Here is an 18,552-nt window from a genome sequence, read left to right as displayed (position 1 = left end):
TCAAATCAACGTTCAATGGACCTGTGCGCAGGGGGCGGATCGCGTTGTGGCATTGCCGGCAGGCGGCCCGCTTTGAAGCAGCTCCGTCACTCTGCTACCGACCCGAGAGGTCCGGTGCTGACAATTTTGAAGCGGAGGAGAGGATGAAAAATCGAGAAGCCCCGAAAATCTCCCGCACATGAAAAAGCCCAACTCGCGAAAGTTGGGCTAAGTCATTGAATTAAATGGTCGGGACGGAGTGATTCGAACACTCGACCCCTTGCACCCCATGCAAGTGCGCTACCGGGCTGCGCTACGCCCCGACTAGGCGTGTATCAGTTTCCCATGCTGCGAAAACTTTGAGAAATATACCCTAAGCTTTTGAATTTTGGAAGTATCCAGAAGAATCTAGTTGCCCAGCACTCCTAGCACGTCTTCCAACTCAGTGATCATCTGCCTAAGCAACTGCTTGTACTGTTGGGCATCGTCTTCCGTGTCACCGTTGGACATCCGAAGACGGGCTCCTCCGATGGTGAAGCCTTGCTCGTAGAGCAGTCCGCGGATCTGCCGGATCATCAGCACATCTTCGCGCTGATAATAACGGCGGTTTCCGCGGCGCTTGACCGGGTTGAGTTGAGGGAATTCCTGCTCCCAATAGCGCAAAACGTGCGGTTTTACCGCGCAGAGCTCGCTCACCTCACCGATGGTGAAGTAGCGTTTGCCTGGAATGGGCGGTAGCTCATCGTTATGACTTGGTTCCAGCATAAGCCTCAACTCGGGCCTTCAACTTCTGCCCTGGACGGAAGGTAACCACACGGCGAGCCGTAATCGGAATTTCTTCCCCGGTCTTTGGGTTACGACCAGGCCGCTGGCGTTTATCGCGCAGATCGAAATTGCCGAATCCGGACAATTTAACCTGCTCGTTATCTTCCAGAGCGTGCCTGATCTCCTCAAAGAACAGCTCGACCAATTCCTTGGCTTCTCGTTTATTCAGGCCCAGCTCTTCGTACAGACGTTCGGCCATCTCAGCTTTCGTCAGAGCCCCCATACGCTACTTCCTTAACGTGGCGTTTAACCGTTCCTCAAGAGAGCTGAGGATTTTTTGCGTCGCCGCATTCACCTCATCGTCATTAAGAGTGCGCGATGGATGCTGCCAGGTCAAGCCGACTGCAAGGCTTTTTCTATGCGGATCAATGCCTTTACCTTGGTAAACGTCAAATAACCTGAGGTCTGTGAGCCATTCGCCTGCATTTTCACGAATAACGTCAAGCACTGCGCTGGCTGCAACCCCCTCGTCAGCGATCAACGCAAGGTCACGCCGCACTTCAGGAAAGCGCGATAACTCCTGGAATTTCGGCATTTTTCCTTGGGCAACTTCAGCCAGAACGAGCTCGAAAACGAAGACCGGACGATCAAGGCCCAGGGTTTTCGACAGTTCCGGATGGATCGCGCCGACATAGCCAACCTGGCGGCCATCGCGCTCGATGCTCGCCGTTTGCCCCGGATGCAGCGCGGGGTGTTTGGACGGTACGAATGTGAACGCTTGCAGTGCACCAGAGAAGCCGAGAACCGCTTCTACATCAGCTTTAACGTCAAAGAAATCGACGACCTCACGGCCTTGAGCCCAGCCTTCCGGCAGGCGGCTACCGCAAACGACACCGGCCAGCATCGGCTCTTGCTTCAGGCCTTCGAGCTGACCGACAAAACGCAGGCCACTTTCGAACAAGCGAACGCGATCCTGCTGTCGATTGAGGTTGTGCTGCAAGGCTTTGACCAGCCCCGGCCAAAGCGAAGCACGCATGGCGGCCATGTCATTGGAGATCGGATTGGCCAGTAACAGCGGCTCAACGCCAGGACTGAACAGCTCAAACTGTTTCGGATCGATAAAGCTGTAAGTGATCGCTTCCTGATAACCACGCGCCACCAACAGGCGACGCAACTCAGGCAACGCGCTGCGTGCCTCGGCCTTGGCCTGGGGCGCCAGACGTGCCTGCGGATAACGAACCGGCAGCCGGTTGTAACCGTAAAGACGCGCAAGCTCTTCAATCAGGTCCACTTCAAGCGAGATGTCAAAGCGATGGCTCGGCACTTCAACCTGCCACTGCCCAGCGACATCAGAAGAGATTTGCAGACCCAGTGCAGTCAGCAGGCGCTCTACTTGCGCATCATCCATCTTCATGCCGAGCATTTGCTCGATGCGCTCAGCGCGCAGCACCACAGGAGCAATGGATGGCAGTTCTTTCTCGCTGACAACTTCGATCACCGGGCCAGCTTCACCCCCCGTGATTTCCAGCAGCAAGCCAGTGGCACGCTCCATGGCGGTGCGTGCCAATTGCCAGTCCACACCGCGCTCGTAGCGGTGGGAGGCGTCGGTGTGCAGACCGTAGGAACGCGCTTTGCCAGCGACAGCGATCTGATCGAAGAAGGCGCTTTCCAGGAAGATGTCGCGAGTCTTGGTGGAAACACCGCTGTGTTCACCGCCCATTACTCCGGCGATAGCCAAAGCGCGCTGATGGTCGGCAATAACCAGGGTATCTGCACGAAGGCTGACTTCCTGGCCGTCCAGCAGAACAAGCTTCTCACCCTCCTCCGCCATACGAACACGGATGCCGCCATTGATCTCGGCAAGATCGAACGCATGCAGTGGTTGGCCGAGTTCCAGCATGACGTAGTTGGTAACGTCCACTGCGGCATCAATGCTACGGATATCCGAACGACGCAGGCGCTCGACCATCCACAAAGGGGTCGGACGCGACAGATCGACGTTACGAATCACTCGCCCCAGATAACGTGGACACGCAGCCGTTGCCAGCACCTGCACCGGACGCACTTCGTCGTGCACTACTGCAACAGGAGCGATTTGAGGAACCACCACTTCAACGGCGTAGAGCGCACCGACCTCACGGGCCAGACCGGCCACCGACAGGCAGTCGCCGCGGTTGGGGGTCAGGTCGACCTCAATACTGGCATCGTCCAGCTCAAGGTAGACTCGGAAATCTTCACCGACCGGCGCATCGGCAGGCAGCTCCATCAAGCCATCATTGCCCTCGCCCACTTGCAGCTCGGACTGGGAGCAAAGCATGCCGTTGGATTCAACGCCGCGCAGCTTGGCCTTCTTGATCTTGAAGTCGCCGGGCAACTCGGCGCCGATCATGGCAAAAGGAATTTTCAGGCCCGGACGCACGTTTGGCGCGCCGCAGACAACCTGGAAGGTTTCCGAGCCGTTACTGACCTGGCAGACGCGCAGCTTGTCAGCGTCGGGGTGTTGCTCGGTGCTCAGCACTTCGCCGACGATCACGCCGCTGAATACACCTGCAGCCGGGGTGACGCTGTCAACTTCAAGGCCGGCCATCGACAGACGAGCAACCAGCTCGTCACGGGAAACTTGCGGGCTTACCCAGCCACGCAGCCATTGTTCACTGAATTTCATCCTGCTCTCCTAAAGATTCGTTACGACTAGCGAAATTGCGCGAGGAACCGCAAGTCGTTATCGAAGAACAGACGCAAGTCGTTCACGCCGTAACGCAGCATGGCCAGACGCTCAACGCCCATGCCAAAGGCAAAGCCTGAAAACTCTTCCGGGTCGATGCCGGACATACGCAGCACGTTCGGGTGAACCATGCCGCAACCCATGACTTCCAGCCAGCCGGTCTGTTTGCAGACACGGCAGCCTTTACCGCTGCACATCACGCATTCCATATCGACTTCAGCGGAAGGCTCGGTGAACGGAAAGTACGAAGGACGGAAGCGCACTGCCAGTTCTTTTTCGAAGAACACGCGCAGGAACTCTTCGATAGTGCCTTTCAGGTCAGCGAAATTGATATCGCGATCAACCAGCAGGCCTTCCACCTGATGGAACATCGGCGAGTGGGTAATATCCGAGTCGCTACGGTACACACGACCCGGGCAGACGATGCGGATGGGCGGCTGCTGCGACTCCATGGTGCGGACCTGTACCGGCGAGGTATGGGTGCGCAACAGCATGTTCGCATTGAAGTAGAAGGTGTCATGCATCGAGCGCGCCGGGTGATGGCCCGGGATATTGAGCGCTTCGAAGTTATGGTAATCGTCTTCCACCTCAGGGCCTTCGGCAATGCCGTAGCCAATGTGGGTGAAGAATTGTTCGATACGTTCCAGAGTGCGAGTAACAGGATGCAGACCACCGGAGGTCTGTCCTCGGCCAGGCAGGGTCACGTCAATGGACTCGGCGGCGAGTCTGGCAGTGAGATCCGCCTCCTCGAACGACGCCTTGCGGGCATTGAGGACCTCTGTGACACGCTCCTTGGCAACGTTGATCAGCGCGCCCACTTGTGGACGTTCTTCTGCAGGCAGACTTCCCAGGGTCTTCATCACCTGAGTCAATTCACCTTTTTTGCCAAGGTAATGAACCCGGATTTGCTCCAGGGCATTGATATCTTCGGCGCTATGCACAGCCTCAAGTGCTTGAGAGACCAGCGCGTCCAGGTTTTCCATGTACAGACTCCAGATACGAAATAGGGGAAGAGCTTAAAAGGCTCTTCCCCTATTTATGACGTTTAACACCGAACCCCAGAAGCTGGGGCCCGGTGATTGTCGGGGACTTAGGCCAAGGTGGCTTTAGCTTTCTCGACAATCGCAGCAAACGCCGCTTTTTCGTTCACTGCCAGATCAGCCAGAACCTTACGGTCGATCTCGATGGACGCTTTTTTCAGGCCGGCGATGAAACGGCTGTAGGACAGACCGTTGATACGAGCACCAGCGTTGATACGAGCGATCCACAAAGCGCGGAACTGACGTTTTTTCTGACGACGGTCACGGTAGGCGTACTGGCCTGCCTTGATTACCGCTTGCTTGGCAACACGGAATACGCGTGAACGCGCGCCGTAGTAGCCTTTAGCAAGTTTCAGAATTTTTTTGTGACGCTTACGGGCAATGACGCCACGCTTTACACGAGCCATGAGTTACTTCCTCTATTCTTGATCAAAATTAACGAAGGCGCAGCATGCGCTCGACTTTTGCCACGTCAGACGGATGCAGCAAGCTGCTACCGCGCAGTTGACGCTTACGCTTGGTCGACATTTTGGTCAGAATGTGGCTCTTGAAAGCGTGTTTGTGCTTGATGCCGTTAGCAGTTTTCAAAAACCGCTTAGCTGCACCACTTTTAGTCTTCATCTTTGGCATGTTCGGATACTCCGCATTCAGTTGATAAACATAACCGCAAGGCCTGCCGTGCCCTGGTGGTTATTTCTTCTTTTTCGGGGCGATGACCATGATCAGCTGGCGTCCTTCCATCTTAGGATGCTGTTCAACGGCGCCGTATTCGAGCAGGTCAGCCTCAACCCGCTTCAACAGCTCCATGCCCAGCTCCTGGTGGGCCATCTCACGACCGCGGAATCTCAACGATACCTTGGCCCTGTCCCCGTCACTCAGGAAACGTACCAGGTTGCGCAGTTTTACCTGGTAATCCCCTTCCTCCGTCCCTGGACGAAACTTGATTTCTTTAACCTGGATCTGCTTCTGGTTTTTCTTGGCAGCGGCAACCTGTTTCTTCTTCTCGAAGATCGATTTGCCGTAGTCCATCAGCTTGCAGACAGGGGGTACTGCATCGGCGGAAATCTCCACCAGATCCAGCTTGGCCTCTTCAGCCTTAAGAAGCGCGTCTTCAATTGACACAATCCCAAGCTGCTCACCCTCAGCCCCAATTAAACGAACCTCACGTGCCGAGATATTCTCGTTGATCGGGGCCTTCGGTGCAGCTCGTTTATCTTGTCTCATTTCACGCTTAATAGTAATTACTCCGAATCATGGCGACCACGCCGGGAAACCGCTTGTGCGAGGAACTCAGCGAATTGGGCGACCGGCATCGAGCCAAGGTCAGCACCTTCACGTGTACGCACAGCGACAGTTTGCATTTCCACTTCCCGATCTCCGATAACCAAGAGATAGGGAACCTTGAGCAAAGTATGCTCACGGATTTTAAAGCCGATCTTTTCATTTCTCAAGTCGGACTTGGCACGAAACCCGCTTTCAGACAGAGTTTTTTCTACTTCAAGGGCAAAATCGGCCTGTTTATCAGTGATATTCATGATCACTGCTTGAGTAGGAGCCAGCCAGGCCGGAAACGCACCTTCGTAATGCTCGATCAGAATTCCGATGAAACGCTCGAAGGAACCGAGAATTGCACGGTGCAACATCACCGGATGCTTGCGATTGTTGTCTTCCGAGACGTACTCGGCGCTCAACCGGATGGGCAGATTGAAATCGAGCTGCAATGTACCGCATTGCCACACGCGACCGAGACAATCTTTCAGCGAAAACTCGATCTTCGGACCGTAGAACGCACCCTCGCCCGGCTGCAAATCGTACGGCAAGCCTGCGCTGTCCAACGCTGCGGCCAGAGCACTTTCGGCACGGTCCCAAAGATCATCGGAACCCACACGCTTTTCAGGGCGGGTCGAGAGCTTGAGCTCAATGTCCTTGAAGCCGAAGTCCGCGTAGACGTCCAGCGTCAGCTTGATGAATGCTGCCGACTCCGCCTGCATTTGCTCTTCAGTACAGAAGATATGTGCATCGTCCTGGGTGAAGGCACGCACGCGCATGATCCCGTGCAAGGCACCGGACGGCTCGTTACGGTGACAGGCACCGAACTCGGCCAGACGCATCGGCAGCTCGCGGTAGCTCTTCAGGCCCTGATTGAACACTTGCACATGGCAAGGGCAGTTCATCGGCTTGATGGCGTAGTCGCGATTCTCGGACTCGGTGGTGAACATGTTCTCGGCATAGTTGGCCCAGTGCCCGGATTTCTCCCACAGCGAGCGGTCAACCACTTGCGGAGTCTTGATCTCCAGATAGCCGTTTTCGCGCTGCACCTTGCGCATGTACTGCTCGAGGACCTGGTACAACGTCCAGCCCTGAGGATGCCAGAACACCATGCCGGGCGCTTCTTCCTGGGTGTGGAACAAGCCCAGTCGCTTGCCTATCTTGCGGTGATCGCGCTTCTCGGCTTCCTCGATCCGCTGGATGTAGGCAGCCAATTGCTTCTTGTCAGCCCAGGCAGTGCCATAGACACGCTGCAACTGCTCGTTCTTCGCATCGCCGCGCCAGTAGGCACCCGACAGCTTCGTCAGCTTGAACGATTTGAGGAAACGGGTGTTAGGCACATGCGGACCGCGGCACATGTCGACGTATTCTTCGTGGTAGTACAGGCCCATGGTCTGTTGCTCGGGCATGTCTTCGACCAAACGCAGCTTGTAATCTTCGTGACGGGAGGTGAACACCTCGATCACTTCGGCGCGCGGCGTGACTTTCTTGATAACGTCGTAGTCTTTTTCGATCAATTGCTGCATGCGCTGCTCGATCGCCGCCATATCGTCAGGCGTGAACGGGCGCTCATAGGCGATATCGTAATAGAAGCCGTCATCAATCACGGGGCCGATCACCATTTTGGCAGTCGGATACAGTTGCTTGACTGCATGACCTACAAGGTGAGCGCAGGAATGGCGGATGATTTCCAGGCCTTCCTGATCCTTGGGCGTGATGATTTGCAGCGTCGCATCTTTTTCGATCAGATCGCAGGCGTCGACCAGCAGACCGTCAACCTTGCCGGCGACGGTCGCCTTGGCAAGACCTGCGCCAATTGAAAGCGCAACTTCGGCTACGGAAACAGGGTGATCAAAAGAACGCTGACTGCCATCGGGAAGAGTAATGGTGGGCATGGCGCCTCCTCTCCTAGTGGTGACCCCTACCAAAGGTCACGTGGGTTGGGATGAGCCAGTAAGTGATTCAGTGGTGTGCCTGCCTCACAGTGGCAGGAGCCTGTCGGGCAACCTTGAACTGAACCAGATGACTGGATTGAACGTTGAAAACGCACCTGCTCAGCCGGGCAATTGTTGATTGCCAACGGCGGCCTTAGGATACGGGACGCGCATCCTAACACAGCCCGACAGAATGGGATGCAGGAACGCCGAAATGAATTATTAAATAACGTGCCCGTTGACGCATTTCGATGCCGCGCTGAACTGGCGGCCCTGATCACCGTCAGATACTCGCAGAGTCCTCATAAGTCTCTGCTGCCCTTTAATAGGAGAACGTCATGAAGCTGTTACGTATTTTTGCCCTGCTCATCCCTGCCGCTTTGGTTTTCCCCCTCAGCGCCCATGCGGCCATGGATCAGGCCACGCGCACCACTTTCATTAAAGAGTGCACCTCGACAGCTGGACAGAAGCTGGATGCCAAGTCGGCCAAGGCTCATTGCGAATGTGGCGCCGATCAAGTCGACAAAAACTTCAGCAACGCTGAGATCGCTCAGTTGAAAAACACCAGCGCTGCCCCGAACCCTGAACTGACTGCCCGACTGCAAAAAGTCGTGGCCGAACACTGCGTGCAGGCAAAAAATTAAAATTTTTTTTACAGACTCAGCGCGCAAACCACGGCCTGGGTCTTCAACGACCTCAGATTCACTTGAAGGCCCACGGGCCGTGGCCTTCAAGCCTGGTTTGAACACGATTCAGGCATCTGGAAAGGCGCATTTCATGGACACCATGAATGCTTGAGGTCATGAATATTTGCCACTGACACTCAATCTTCTTACCGAAATGACTCTACCTTCCTACATTTCGACTATGATAGCCCGGTGTGCCCAGTTGGCCTGAGCAGCACGCTACTGAAAAATTATGTTCTTGGAGATACACCATGTCTAATCGCCAAACCGGCACCGTAAAATGGTTCAACGATGAAAAAGGCTTCGGCTTTATCACTCCACAGGGTGGCGGTGACGACCTGTTCGTACACTTCAAAGCTATCCAGAGCGACGGTTTCAAAAGCCTGAAAGAAGGCCAGACCGTGACTTTTGTAGCTGCTAAAGGCCAGAAAGGCATGCAAGCAGAAGAAGTTCAGGTGGCTTGATTCATCTGATCTAAAAAAAACCCGTCTTTATAGACGGGTTTTTTTATGCGTGCGTACCAGGATCAGCCGCAGTTGACGCGAGTGACTTTACCGCCTGCATCGGTGTTGAGATTCACCCGGTCAGATCGGTATTCCAGTGTGACCATGTCGTTAGGGCCAATGAAACGTGCCTCTTGCGCACCCGCCTTGCTTTTGGCCTGCGCCAGCAACGCAGCCGAGGCTGGCTGGCCAACGGCGAATTGAGCCGCAGCGGCATCACAGCGCGTATGACCCGCCTCGGCAACCGGCGCGGAAGCACTTGGTTCAGTGGAGCTTGATTCAGGATTGCTGCTGCAACCTGCCAGCAATGATGCTGCGACAACCAAACCCAGTGATACGGACTTCCACGGCATACAGCCTCCTTTGACAAAAAACATAAGACAGAACCCTTGCGACAGCATCGCTACCCGATGGTTGCATCGTCAGATAGCACGCGGCACGGGCCTGATGGCTCAAAAAACGAAGTGTGCCCGAGCCTCGTGGGGCAGGCGCAGCCAAATCGTCACAAAACGTTAGTAGACGTCGATGTAATCCAGACGTGGGTCTGCCCAGTTGTCCTTCAGGGCGTTATAGATCTGCATGACCCAGACGCCATCACTGGCCGCCACAGGCCCTACACAGCCAGAGCCTGCGGACCAGGTTTCAAGTCGAAACAGCAATCCCTCAACGCTCACCCCGCCGACAGCATCGGTCGAAAGCCAGGCAGTGCCGTCTTTGGTTACGCGCAATTGGTTGTGCACCTTGTCGTCGCCCGAAGCGATCATCTGACGCACAGCATCAAGGGTGAAGCTGGCGGGATCGGATAGATTGATTGGCACGGCATATGTCCTTGGCTATTTGCCCGGAGTTTGCCACGGCACTGACCTCATGCCTAAGTAGCAGTGCCAAAAAACACCGGGAATGGTTAACTGCGCTCACGCTTGTGGGGGACAGCTGACGAGGAGCGGCGCTCCCGTTCTAAATTTCCAGGAAGGTGAGACAGTAATGGCAGTCGTTTCCATTGATGCATGTATCAAGGCCAAATGGCCGCAAGGACAATGTTCACACAGCCCAGGCAGCCCGGAAGAACTGGCAATCATTGCCATTGATTTGCTGGTCAAGGAACTGGGCAACCAGGCTGCCCAGTCTTTCGTTGGCCAGGTGCTGGCCCGCTATCCGGATCAGCCCTAGCCGGCCGCACAGTGCCCCTTTATTTCAATCGGGATAGCCGACTGGTCAACAGATCGAAAAAGCCCTGCGCGTCGCCGCTTTCGATCCAGAACACATTCTTGTCATGCCCAAGCGTGTCATACCAGTCGGCGACCGTCTGACCGAAACCGATGCCCTCACGACTGTCCACGGCGACATTGATCTGTTTGCCGGTGAACAGTTCCGGCTTGAGCAACCAGGCAATCACGCTGGCATCATGCACCGGCCCGCCTGGGAGTCCGTAATGCACCATGTCCGCCTTGACGTATTCATTGAGAATCCCGCTCACCAGTTTGCCGGCCTGATTATTCAACGCATCGATTTGCGCCAGGCGCTGTTCACTGGTGAGGATCTTGTGCGTGACGTCCAATGGCACGTAAGTCAGTTTCACGCCGCTGGCGAGTACGACCTGCGCTGCATGGGGATCGGCGAACAGATTGAACTCAGCGACAGGCGTGATATTACCGCCATTGAAATGCGCCCCGCCCATGACCACGACTTCCTTGATGCCTTGGGTGATTTCCGGCACCTGGACCAACGCCAGAGCCAGATTGGTCTGCGGCCCAAGCATCGCCACGGTGATGCTGTGAGGCTTGGCAGTGCTCAGGGTATCAATCAGGTACTGGACCGCGTTGCCCTTGGCTAATCCCTGTTTTGGCTCGTGCACCGGAACGCCGGGCAAACCTTCCTGGCCGTGGATGTTCTCGGCGTAGATCGGCGTGCGTACCAAGGGCTTGGACGCGCCGGCATAAACCGGTACGTCTTCGCGCCCCGCCCATTCTCGGGCCAGTCGGGCGTTGCGTGAGGTTTTGTCCAGACGGACATTGCCCGCCACTGTGGTGATCGCCAGCACATTCAACTCTTCGGGCGATGCCAGTGCCAATAACAAGGCCACCACATCATCGGCACCCGGATCGGTATCAATGATCAGATCACGCTTTTCGGCTGCCTGGACGGCGGTTGCGCTGAGGAACGACACAATCAAAAGACTCCGAACCAGCTGTTTAACACGTTGCAGATGCTGCATGAGAAACTCCCTGTTCCCGTTTTATCGAGATTTCCAACGACGCCGCCGATCAAAAAACCACACCGGCGACCAATGCGATATTGCTATAAGGCTGACACTCACCGGTACGCACGATTGCCCGGGCGGTCTGGCTTAACGCTTTCAACGCGTCATGACTCATCAACCGCTGCTCGCCCAGCTCGCCATCAAGGCTCAACCCTTCGATGACGCACAACGCCGGAGGTTGCACGTGCAGCATTTCTTCAGCCAGCACATGACTTTCTATGTGCATCTCCGAAAGCACCGTGTCGAGCACGCTGACGAAATCAGGAACACCCCGAGTCAGGGCAAGATCAATCAACTCAACGCCTGCAGGCACCGGCATGCCCGCGTCGACGATCATGAGGATGTCGCCGTGCCCCAGAGAAGCGATCACTCGGGACAGCGCGATATTGAGTAATGGGGTCTTTTTCATGCGGGCTTGAACCCCTGAACGTCGAGAAATGTGGGTATCGAGGGTTGTGCCCCGGCACGAGTCACGGACAGCGCGGCCGCCGTTTGACCGAACTGCATGGCGTTGTCTTCACTTTGGCCCTGGGCCAGCGCCGCAGCGAAGCCGCCCACAAAAGTGTCCCCGGCCGCCGTGGTGTCCACGGGGACAACCCGAGGCGCTGGATAATGCCGCACGCCCTCAAGGCTGGCAAAAAGCGAACCCTGCTCGCCCAGGGTGATAATGACCTTCGCGGCCCCCGCGGCGAGCAACGCGCGGGCTGCACTTTCGGCACCCGCAAGCGAGTCCACGGCGATACCGGTCAGCGCCGTGGCCTCGCTTTCGTTGGGGATCAGGTAATCGATCAGCGAGTACCACTGCGCCGGCAACGCGGCCAAAGCCGGAGCTGGATTGAGAACAACCGTCTTGCCCAGTTCCCGGGCGCGCCTGAGCGTGTGGAAAACGGTTTGCGTCGGCACTTCGAGCTGGCATACCACCACGTCAGCATCAACCAGTAACGCATCGAATCGAGTCACCACCTCTGGCGTCAGATGCCCGTTACCGCCCGCCACGATGATGATTGCGTTCTGGCTGTTGGCGTCGACGACAATCGAGGCAATCCCGGTCGATACACCCGCCACTTTTGTCACACCCTGACAGTCGATCTGCTCGGCAATCAGCGCGGCACACAGTTGCTCGCCGTAAGCGTCATCACCGACACAGCCGATCATCGCCACGCGTGCGCCGAGGCGGGCTGCGGCCACGGCTTGATTAGCCCCCTTCCCGCCCGGCACCGTTGCAAACGATTCACCCGCCAGGGTTTCACCGGCTTTGGGCAATCGGTGAGCGCGGGTGACCAGATCCATGTTCAAGCTGCCCACTACCACTACTTTTCCCGACATGACGTCTGCACTCTTATTTCCGTTTGTTACGCTGATTCAGCGCAATTCATTAAATACGTTCGTGGGTGGCGCCGTGGATTCACGCACGACGATGCTCGGCGTCACGATGACCTGTTGTGCTGCGCCGCCGCCAGGCTCGGTAATGCGCTGCAACAGCAGTTGAGCGGCCGTCTCACCCAGTTGCCGGATCGACTGCCCCACGGTCGTCAGGGCCGGATAGACGAACTGGCTCATCTGAATATCATCGAAGCCGACCACCGAAAGATCTCTCGGTACGCGAATATTGCGCTCGGCGGCGGCGCGCAGTACGCCGATGCCAATCATGTCGTTTCCCGCAAAGATCGCGCTGGGCGGATCGTGGGCGAGCAAATCCACCGCGGCCTGATACCCGCCCGGGCTGGTGAAGTCGCTTTCAACGACCCAATGCCCGGCGACTTCGATGCCGGCTTCGTGCATCGCGCGCTGATAACCGGCCAGGCGCAGTCGAGCCACACTGGTTTGCCCAGGGCCGCGAATACAGGCGATATGGCGATGCCCCAGGTCGAGCAAATGCCGGGTCGCCAGATACGCGCCCAACTCATGGTCGATACGCACCAGATCAGCCACGATACTCTCCAGCTCGCGGTCCACGATCACCATGGGCGTACGGACTTCGGCAAGGCCTCCAGCCAGTCCGGTGTCACCACCGACCGACGAGACGATCAGGCCATCGACACGCTTCTCCAACAGCACACGCAGGTAGCCCCGCTGCTTTTCCGGGTTGTCGTCGGAGTTGCACAGGATCACGCAAAAACCATTGCGTTCGCAGTAATCCTCGATACCCCGGGCCAGCTCGGCGAAGTAAGGGTTTATTCCATTGGGTATCAACAGGCCGATGGTCGAGGTGGTTTTCGCTTTCAGCGACCGGGCCACCGCGCTGGGCACGTAATCCAACTGAGCGATTGCAGCCTCGACCTTGATCCGCACTTGCTCGCTGACGGGCCGGGTTTTGTTCAGCACATGGGAAACCGTTGTGTAGGAAATCCCCGCCAGTGCCGCTACATCCTTGATGGTTGCCATTTCAGATCTGCCGCCGTGCGCGGTTGCTGCGATAAGTGTCCAGGACCACAGCAATCACGATCACTGCACCCGTGATAATGCGCTTGGTCGGTTCGGTTGCGCCGATCTGAGCCAGCCCGGCGGCCAGCACCGAAATGATCAGCACGCCAAAAAACGTGCTGATGACCGAGCCGCGGCCACCCATCAGGCTGGTGCCGCCAATCACCACCGCAGCAATGACCTGCAACTCCAGACCGGAGCCTGCGTTGGGGTCAGCCGCTTCCAGTCGAGATATCTGAAACAGCGCGGCAACGCCGGCCAGCAGCCCCATCAGGGAAAACACCAAAATCTTATAGGGCTTGGGATTGATCCCGGCCAGGCGTACCGCCTCTTCATTGGTGCCGATCCCGATCAGGTATCGACCAAAGACTGTGCGGGTGAGCACGGCCTGGGCGACGAAGATCACCAGCAGGGCAATAATAAACGATGGCGAAATGCCAAACGCGATGGGGTCGGACAGCCAGGCGAACGAGTCACCGATGTAAGCGGTGCGCGAATTGGTCATCTGATACGCCGCGCCCCGCGCCATCTCCAGCACACCCAGCGACACGATAAAGGACGGAATGCGCCAGGCGACCGTGATCGAACCGGTGATCGTCCCCGCCAGGGTCGCGCACGCCATGCCCAGCAAGGCGGCAGGGACCACGCTCCAGCCCCAGCCCAATATCGCGACGCTGACTGCCGACGCCGCCAGCGCCAGTACCGAGCCGACGGACAGGTCAATGCCGCCGATGATCAGGATGAAGGTCATCCCGACGGCCAGCACCATCAAGTCCGGAATCTGGTTGGCCAGAGTGCTGAAGGTGCTGTACGACAAGAAGTGATCACTGAGCATTGAAAACAAAACAATCATCGCCAGCAGCGCGCCAGCCAGGCCGAGGTAAGCACCCAAACCGAAAAAATTGCCGCGGCGCTTGCCGGGCGATGGCAAAGCCTGGGAAGGGGTCGAAGTTTTCATGAGTCGTTCCTGGGCGCGGCTTCGGTGAGCAGCGCATCACGTTTTTGATAGCCGGCAAAGGCGGCAGCGAGCAGTTCATCCTGGGTCCAGGCATCACGGTCGAAGGTGTCGATCAAGCGACCGGCAGACATGACGCCGATGCGATCGCAAATCAGCATCAGCTCGCGCAGATCGCTGGAGACCACCACCAGCGCCCTGCCCTGGCGTGTCAGCTCGCCCAACAGGGCGTAAATATCGAACTTGGCACCCACATCGATGCCACGGGTGGGCTCATCAAATAACATCACGCTGCAATCGCGCTCCAGCCAGCGGCCGATGACCACCTTCTGCTGGTTGCCGCCAGACAGCTGCGAGACCAACTGCGTTGGGCTTGAACTGCGAATACGCATGGCGTCGATCTGACGTTGGGCGAGGTTCGTTTCGTCGCGCCCATTAACCAGTCCGCCGCGAGAGATCGAGCCCATATTTCCCAGGGCAATGTTGGCACTGATGGATTGTGGGAGCAGCAGCCCTTCGCCTTTACGGTCTTCGGTAATCAGAGCAATCCCTTGCCTGACCGCGTCGACCGGCGAACGAATGATCACAGGCCGGGGCGGACTGCCAAGCTCGATGCTGCCGCTATCGGCCGGGTCGGCGCCGTAAATCAATCGCAAAAGCTCGGTACGACCGGCACCGATCAGCCCGGAGATACCGAAAATCTCGCCACTTCGAACCTGAAACGAGACATCGTGGACCTTGCCGGCACGGCTTAGCCCTTTGACATTCAAGGCCACATCGCCAATCTGTCGCGGCCCCAGATCAATCTGCTCGCCCAGTTCGCGCCCCACCATCAGCGTTACCAGCTGTTCGCTGTTGTAGCTGGACATGGACTCGACGCAGACCAGCTTGCCATCGCGCAGCACAGCGATGCGCTGGGCAACCCTGGCCAATTCCTCAAGACGATGCGAGATGTAAATGATCGATACGCCCCTGGCCTGCAAGCGAAGGATCTGCTCGAACAGCATTTCGACTTCCCGCGCCGTGAGCATGGCCGTGGGTTCATCCAGAATCAGCACATGACAGTCGCCGATCAGGTTGCGGGCAATCTCGACCATCTGCTGATGGCCGATACCTAACTCACTGACCAGCGTGTCCGGATCAATGGCGTCGAGCCCCACTTGCGCCATGGCCTTGAGCGCGTCTTCGCGCAAGCGCTTGCGATTGATCCAGCCCGCGCGCCGCGGCAGATTGTCGAGAAACAGGTTCTCGGCGACAGACAGCGTCGGCAGCAGATTCAACTCTTGCATCACCATGCGGATGCCAAGTTTTTCCGCCTGGGCACGGCTCATGGGTTGATAGGGTCGGCCCTGAAACTGCATGTGTCCGGTGGTAGGGATTTCCAGACCGCCGATGATTTTTGACAGGGTACTTTTGCCCGCGCCGTTTTCGCCGGTCAGGGCCAGCACCTCCCCACGCATGAGCGTCAGGTCGATGTCGCCAAGGACAGGCTGGGCGTAGGTTTTACCGATGCCCGTGACAGATAGAACGGCGGCTTGAGGGGATGCCGACATAATGCTCTCCATGCACCCGCCCTGGCCGGACAGGTGCAGTTGTTCGGCAGGAAATTACGGCTTGGTTACCAACTCGACCGGGGTTTCGATAACGCCATGGGTGCTGTCGATTTTTTCACCCTTGAGCATCTTCAATGCGGTCTCGATACCAAACACGGCTTGCCTGGCAGCGAACTGGTCGGCGGTCGCCAGGATTCGACCGTCCTTGAGCATGGGCTTGATGGCGTTGATATTGTCGTAACCCACCACTTTGACCTTGCCCGCCTTGCCCGCTGCACGAACCGCAGAAACAGCGCCCAACGCCATGCTGTCGTTACCGGCCAGCAAGGCTTTCAGATTCGGGTATTCATTGAGCATCGCAGCGGCGACAGCGTTCCCCTTGTCGATTTCCCAATTGCCGGACTGCGTGGAAACCACCTTCATTTGCGCAGCGTCCATGGCGTCTTTGAAACCTGCGGTGCGCTGCTGCGCATTGGTGGTGGTCGACACGCCTTCGATGATGCCGACTTCGTCCCCAGGGGTGAGTTGTTTGGCGAGGTATTCACCCACCAGACGTGCGCCTTTGCGATTGTCCGGCCCTACAAACGGCACCGTAATGCCTTTGCTTTTCAGCACATCGGGATCGAGTTGATTGTCGATGTTGATCACGGTAATCCCGGCGTCCATCGCCTTCTTGATCACCGGCACCAACGCCTTGGAATCGGCAGGGGCGATAACCAGTGCGTTGACCTTCGAGACAATCATTTGCTCGACGATACGAATCTGATTGGTGGTGTCGGACTCGTCCTTGATGCCGTTGGACACCAGGTCGAATTCATTGGCGTGTTCTTTCTGGTAAGCCTTGGCCCCGTCTTCCATGGTCAGGAAAAATTCGTTGGCCAATGACTTCATGACCAACGCGACTTTGGGTTTGTCGGTGGAGTTATCAGCGGCTTGGGCGGTGACTGCAGAAAGAGGCATGACAGCTGTGACGGCGGTCAGCATTGCAACGGCGAGAAGGCGTCCAGCGAATGGCAGCTTCATGGGGTTTCTCCGATCTTATGGTTATTGTGTCGGGCAGCGCTGCGAAGGGATGGATACACCACCGCGCAAACGTTTGCGAGAAACGAACTATGAGAATCGGCTTTACGTTTGTCAACCCTGAAAGCAGGGTCGCCTGAACAACAGCGACCGCACCTCCATGAAAGACGGGTTGGCTACTTTACGCGGTAGTGTTGAGGCCGCCGGATTTGGACATTTCCTTCAGCAACTGAGCGGACACAGCCTGGATCGCTCCGGTGATGGTTGAGACCTGGCTCTGGAAACCCATTACCACAGTGGTCTTGGCTTCCGGGGTTGGATAACTCGCGTTCTCGGCGGCCTGCATTTGCTCCTGAACTTTCTCCAATTGCTCCTGCAGTTCTGCCAGACGCTTGAGCAGGTTTGCGGTCGCTGCATTGACGCTTGAAGAGCTGCCACCTGAAGCGCCGACCTCATTCACGTCGACGCTGGTACCGTCCTTCTTATCGCTGTCGTCGTCAGACTGAGCGGGCGTCTGGGCAACTTCCGCCGAGGAGGCCAGAGCGGTGACGGCCTTGCCATTGATTAACAGAGAAGATGCTGGAAAACCGATCGAACTTGACATGATCTTTCCTGAAGGCTGAATTTCTGTCAGATACATCGGCCAACTCGTCGAATACTGTACCCCCCAATCGCCTGGCAGAGATCAAGCCCCGCTCTGCACCGGGCTAATCCGCTGGCGTCGCCCTCAATCTTTTGGCTTGACCGTGGCAACCTCATCGGCGCGCACCCTGATCGTTTTTCCAGAGATGTCTTCGAACTCATAAAATCCGTCTTTGGTTTTGGTTTTCGGAGCGTCCTTGGTGATGTATTGCGTCCCGTTCTGGAGCGTAACGACGGTGGGTGACGAACAGCCGGTCAACACAACACAACCTGCCATCACTGCGGGCAAAACCCATAACCTGATATTCATGCTCACTCCTCGATTTTTTTAGTACTGAGCAATACACGTTCGTTTGCCCAGGGCATCAGATTAATCCGACGAAGGATGGTTCGAAAGCCCAAGGCAATCATCTCTTCGCGGCTTTCCGACGCACCCTGCCGAGCAGGCATACGTCTTCAAGCGCTTGATCCTACGATAAGGTTGCGAAATAACCGACACTGAAATACTGTATGCCCGTACAGCAACCCAGGAATCCATTTCGTGGCTAAACCATCCGCAGCAAAACCTTCGACCCCCAGCACCTATGAACGCCTGGGTGTGCGGGTTCAAAAGATCATCAATTCACCTACAGCGCAAAAAGCCAAAGCCGCCCTTGTATTTCGCCAGCCTGATGAACTCGAGGACGAGTGGAACCAAATGCTGGAAGAAATAGCCGAGAACGACAACGTCACCCTGGCGTGGCGGGACGATGGCGGCGTACACATATTCTGGACAGTGCCGAAGGAAGACTGACGGC

General features: G+C 56.8%; 23 protein-coding genes and 1 tRNA gene. 4 read left to right on the top strand and 20 right to left on the bottom strand.

Features of this window, described 5'->3' with window-relative positions:
- Window positions 1-225: 225 nt before the first annotated feature.
- From ACP7B0_RS00435 to thrS, 9 genes are all read right to left on the bottom strand, one after another.
- Window positions 226-302: transfer RNA gene (locus ACP7B0_RS00435), tRNA-Pro, on the bottom strand.
- 85 nt (window positions 303-387) lie between these two features.
- On the bottom strand, window positions 388-744 hold the full coding sequence (locus tag ACP7B0_RS00430; RefSeq protein ID WP_426138926.1) for a MerR family transcriptional regulator: 357 nt from the start codon (window positions 742-744) through the stop codon (window positions 388-390).
- Window positions 725-1,027: an integration host factor subunit alpha gene (ihfA, locus tag ACP7B0_RS00425; RefSeq protein WP_002553164.1), complete on the bottom strand. Its 303-nt coding sequence runs from the start codon at window positions 1,025-1,027 to the stop codon at window positions 725-727. Before ihfA ends, ACP7B0_RS00430 begins: the two co-directional genes overlap by 20 nt.
- Window positions 1,028-1,030: 3 nt before the next feature.
- Window positions 1,031-3,409: a phenylalanine--tRNA ligase subunit beta gene (gene pheT, locus ACP7B0_RS00420; protein ID WP_426138925.1), complete on the bottom strand. Its 2,379-nt coding sequence runs from the start codon at window positions 3,407-3,409 to the stop codon at window positions 1,031-1,033.
- A 26-nt stretch (window positions 3,410-3,435) separates the two neighbouring features.
- Window positions 3,436-4,452 carry a phenylalanine--tRNA ligase subunit alpha gene (pheS, locus tag ACP7B0_RS00415; protein ID WP_426138924.1) on the bottom strand — a complete coding sequence of 339 codons (1,017 nt, stop codon included), beginning with the start codon at window positions 4,450-4,452 and terminating at the stop codon, window positions 3,436-3,438.
- Window positions 4,453-4,559: 107 nt separating this feature from the next.
- The gene (gene rplT, locus ACP7B0_RS00410) at window positions 4,560-4,916 is read right to left on the bottom strand and encodes a 50S ribosomal protein L20 (RefSeq protein WP_007905879.1); all 357 of its coding nucleotides are present in this window, start codon (window positions 4,914-4,916) and stop codon (window positions 4,560-4,562) included.
- Between the two features lie 28 nt (window positions 4,917-4,944).
- The gene (gene rpmI, locus ACP7B0_RS00405; protein WP_002553160.1) at window positions 4,945-5,139 is read right to left on the bottom strand and encodes a 50S ribosomal protein L35; all 195 of its coding nucleotides are present in this window, start codon (window positions 5,137-5,139) and stop codon (window positions 4,945-4,947) included.
- A gap of 60 nt (window positions 5,140-5,199) precedes the next feature.
- The gene (infC, locus tag ACP7B0_RS00400) at window positions 5,200-5,751 is read right to left on the bottom strand and encodes a translation initiation factor IF-3 (RefSeq protein WP_170826312.1); all 552 of its coding nucleotides are present in this window, start codon (window positions 5,749-5,751) and stop codon (window positions 5,200-5,202) included.
- Window positions 5,751-7,673, bottom strand: a complete 1,923-nt coding sequence (gene thrS / locus ACP7B0_RS00395) for a threonine--tRNA ligase (RefSeq protein WP_426138923.1) — start codon at window positions 7,671-7,673, stop codon at window positions 5,751-5,753. Before thrS ends, infC begins: the two co-directional genes overlap by 1 nt.
- A 377-nt stretch (window positions 7,674-8,050) precedes the next feature.
- Here thrS and ACP7B0_RS00390 point away from each other — a divergent pair, with 377 nt between their 5' ends.
- Together ACP7B0_RS00390 and ACP7B0_RS00385 are read left to right on the top strand one after the other, a co-directional pair.
- Window positions 8,051-8,356: a hypothetical protein gene (locus ACP7B0_RS00390; RefSeq protein ID WP_426138922.1), complete on the top strand. Its 306-nt coding sequence runs from the start codon at window positions 8,051-8,053 to the stop codon at window positions 8,354-8,356.
- Window positions 8,357-8,649: 293 nt separating this feature from the next.
- Window positions 8,650-8,862: a cold-shock protein gene (locus ACP7B0_RS00385; protein ID WP_003315566.1), complete on the top strand. Its 213-nt coding sequence runs from the start codon at window positions 8,650-8,652 to the stop codon at window positions 8,860-8,862.
- A 62-nt stretch (window positions 8,863-8,924) separates the two neighbouring features.
- Here ACP7B0_RS00385 and ACP7B0_RS00380 read toward each other — a convergent pair whose 3' ends face one another.
- Together ACP7B0_RS00380 and ACP7B0_RS00375 are read right to left on the bottom strand one after the other, a co-directional pair.
- A complete protein-coding gene (locus ACP7B0_RS00380) occupies window positions 8,925-9,254 on the bottom strand; it encodes an I78 family peptidase inhibitor (protein WP_426138921.1) in 330 nt (109 codons plus the stop codon).
- Between the two features lie 159 nt (window positions 9,255-9,413).
- Complete coding sequence (locus ACP7B0_RS00375; protein WP_426138920.1) at window positions 9,414-9,719, bottom strand: hypothetical protein; 306 nt, start codon at window positions 9,717-9,719, stop codon at window positions 9,414-9,416.
- Between the two features lie 166 nt (window positions 9,720-9,885).
- On the opposite strand from ACP7B0_RS00375, the gene ACP7B0_RS00370 reads away from it, so the two are divergent.
- Window positions 9,886-10,071: a hypothetical protein gene (locus ACP7B0_RS00370; RefSeq protein WP_426138919.1), complete on the top strand. Its 186-nt coding sequence runs from the start codon at window positions 9,886-9,888 to the stop codon at window positions 10,069-10,071.
- A gap of 19 nt (window positions 10,072-10,090) precedes the next feature.
- Here ACP7B0_RS00370 and ACP7B0_RS00365 read toward each other — a convergent pair whose 3' ends face one another.
- From ACP7B0_RS00365 to ACP7B0_RS00325, 9 genes are all read right to left on the bottom strand, one after another.
- The gene (locus ACP7B0_RS00365; RefSeq protein ID WP_426138918.1) at window positions 10,091-11,116 is read right to left on the bottom strand and encodes a nucleoside hydrolase; all 1,026 of its coding nucleotides are present in this window, start codon (window positions 11,114-11,116) and stop codon (window positions 10,091-10,093) included.
- 49 nt (window positions 11,117-11,165) lie between these two features.
- Complete coding sequence (rbsD, locus tag ACP7B0_RS00360; RefSeq protein ID WP_426138917.1) at window positions 11,166-11,570, bottom strand: D-ribose pyranase; 405 nt, start codon at window positions 11,568-11,570, stop codon at window positions 11,166-11,168.
- Window positions 11,567-12,487: a ribokinase gene (gene rbsK / locus ACP7B0_RS00355; protein ID WP_426138916.1), complete on the bottom strand. Its 921-nt coding sequence runs from the start codon at window positions 12,485-12,487 to the stop codon at window positions 11,567-11,569. The genes rbsD and rbsK overlap by 4 nt, the downstream gene beginning before the upstream one ends.
- 36 nt (window positions 12,488-12,523) lie before the next feature.
- The gene (locus ACP7B0_RS00350; RefSeq protein WP_426138915.1) at window positions 12,524-13,546 is read right to left on the bottom strand and encodes a LacI family DNA-binding transcriptional regulator; all 1,023 of its coding nucleotides are present in this window, start codon (window positions 13,544-13,546) and stop codon (window positions 12,524-12,526) included.
- A 1-nt stretch (window position 13,547) separates the two neighbouring features.
- Window positions 13,548-14,543, bottom strand: a complete 996-nt coding sequence (locus ACP7B0_RS00345; RefSeq protein ID WP_426138914.1) for an ABC transporter permease — start codon at window positions 14,541-14,543, stop codon at window positions 13,548-13,550.
- Window positions 14,540-16,093 carry a sugar ABC transporter ATP-binding protein gene (locus tag ACP7B0_RS00340; RefSeq protein ID WP_426138913.1) on the bottom strand — a complete coding sequence of 518 codons (1,554 nt, stop codon included), beginning with the start codon at window positions 16,091-16,093 and terminating at the stop codon, window positions 14,540-14,542. The genes ACP7B0_RS00345 and ACP7B0_RS00340 overlap by 4 nt, the downstream gene beginning before the upstream one ends.
- A 54-nt stretch (window positions 16,094-16,147) precedes the next feature.
- Window positions 16,148-17,116 carry a sugar ABC transporter substrate-binding protein gene (locus ACP7B0_RS00335; RefSeq protein ID WP_426138912.1) on the bottom strand — a complete coding sequence of 323 codons (969 nt, stop codon included), beginning with the start codon at window positions 17,114-17,116 and terminating at the stop codon, window positions 16,148-16,150.
- A gap of 178 nt (window positions 17,117-17,294) precedes the next feature.
- Entirely contained in the window at window positions 17,295-17,753 is a 459-nt protein-coding gene (locus tag ACP7B0_RS00330; protein WP_426138911.1) for a hypothetical protein, read from the bottom strand.
- An 87-nt stretch (window positions 17,754-17,840) separates the two neighbouring features.
- Window positions 17,841-18,065 carry a YgdI/YgdR family lipoprotein gene (locus ACP7B0_RS00325; protein WP_426138910.1) on the bottom strand — a complete coding sequence of 75 codons (225 nt, stop codon included), beginning with the start codon at window positions 18,063-18,065 and terminating at the stop codon, window positions 17,841-17,843.
- A 231-nt stretch (window positions 18,066-18,296) separates the two neighbouring features.
- Here ACP7B0_RS00325 and ACP7B0_RS00320 point away from each other — a divergent pair, with 231 nt between their 5' ends.
- A complete protein-coding gene (locus ACP7B0_RS00320) occupies window positions 18,297-18,548 on the top strand; it encodes a DUF1654 domain-containing protein (protein WP_426138909.1) in 252 nt (83 codons plus the stop codon).
- Window positions 18,549-18,552 lie beyond the last annotated feature (4 nt).

The sequence above is a fragment of the Pseudomonas sp. DWP3-1-2 genome (assembly GCF_049896285.1).
Taxonomy (GTDB): domain Bacteria; phylum Pseudomonadota; class Gammaproteobacteria; order Pseudomonadales; family Pseudomonadaceae; genus Aquipseudomonas.
This window is presented reverse-complemented; position numbering and strand designations above follow the sequence as displayed.

Excerpts from the sequence above, each read along its gene's own strand:
- ACP7B0_RS00430 (WP_426138926.1), bottom strand. The coding sequence starts at position 744 with ATGCTGGAACCAAGTCATAACGATGAGCTACCGCCCATTCCAGGCAAA.
- ihfA (WP_002553164.1), bottom strand. The coding sequence starts at position 1,027 with ATGGGGGCTCTGACGAAAGCTGAGATGGCCGAACGTCTGTACGAAGAG.
- pheT (WP_426138925.1), bottom strand. The coding sequence starts at position 3,409 with ATGAAATTCAGTGAACAATGGCTGCGTGGCTGGGTAAGCCCGCAAGTT.
- pheS (WP_426138924.1), bottom strand. The coding sequence starts at position 4,452 with ATGGAAAACCTGGACGCGCTGGTCTCTCAAGCACTTGAGGCTGTGCAT.
- rplT (WP_007905879.1), bottom strand. The coding sequence starts at position 4,916 with ATGGCTCGTGTAAAGCGTGGCGTCATTGCCCGTAAGCGTCACAAAAAA.
- rpmI (WP_002553160.1), bottom strand. The coding sequence starts at position 5,139 with ATGCCAAAGATGAAGACTAAAAGTGGTGCAGCTAAGCGGTTTTTGAAA.
- thrS (WP_426138923.1), bottom strand. The coding sequence starts at position 7,673 with ATGCCCACCATTACTCTTCCCGATGGCAGTCAGCGTTCTTTTGATCAC.
- ACP7B0_RS00390 (WP_426138922.1), top strand. The coding sequence starts at position 8,051 with ATGAAGCTGTTACGTATTTTTGCCCTGCTCATCCCTGCCGCTTTGGTT.
- ACP7B0_RS00385 (WP_003315566.1), top strand. The coding sequence starts at position 8,650 with ATGTCTAATCGCCAAACCGGCACCGTAAAATGGTTCAACGATGAAAAA.
- ACP7B0_RS00380 (WP_426138921.1), bottom strand. The coding sequence starts at position 9,254 with ATGCCGTGGAAGTCCGTATCACTGGGTTTGGTTGTCGCAGCATCATTG.
- ACP7B0_RS00370 (WP_426138919.1), top strand. The coding sequence starts at position 9,886 with ATGGCAGTCGTTTCCATTGATGCATGTATCAAGGCCAAATGGCCGCAA.
- ACP7B0_RS00365 (WP_426138918.1), bottom strand. The coding sequence starts at position 11,116 with ATGCAGCATCTGCAACGTGTTAAACAGCTGGTTCGGAGTCTTTTGATT.
- rbsD (WP_426138917.1), bottom strand. The coding sequence starts at position 11,570 with ATGAAAAAGACCCCATTACTCAATATCGCGCTGTCCCGAGTGATCGCT.
- rbsK (WP_426138916.1), bottom strand. The coding sequence starts at position 12,487 with ATGTCGGGAAAAGTAGTGGTAGTGGGCAGCTTGAACATGGATCTGGTC.
- ACP7B0_RS00350 (WP_426138915.1), bottom strand. The coding sequence starts at position 13,546 with ATGGCAACCATCAAGGATGTAGCGGCACTGGCGGGGATTTCCTACACA.
- ACP7B0_RS00345 (WP_426138914.1), bottom strand. The coding sequence starts at position 14,543 with ATGAAAACTTCGACCCCTTCCCAGGCTTTGCCATCGCCCGGCAAGCGC.
- ACP7B0_RS00340 (WP_426138913.1), bottom strand. The coding sequence starts at position 16,093 with ATGTCGGCATCCCCTCAAGCCGCCGTTCTATCTGTCACGGGCATCGGT.
- ACP7B0_RS00335 (WP_426138912.1), bottom strand. The coding sequence starts at position 17,116 with ATGAAGCTGCCATTCGCTGGACGCCTTCTCGCCGTTGCAATGCTGACC.
- ACP7B0_RS00330 (WP_426138911.1), bottom strand. The coding sequence starts at position 17,753 with ATGTATCTGACAGAAATTCAGCCTTCAGGAAAGATCATGTCAAGTTCG.
- ACP7B0_RS00325 (WP_426138910.1), bottom strand. The coding sequence starts at position 18,065 with ATGAATATCAGGTTATGGGTTTTGCCCGCAGTGATGGCAGGTTGTGTT.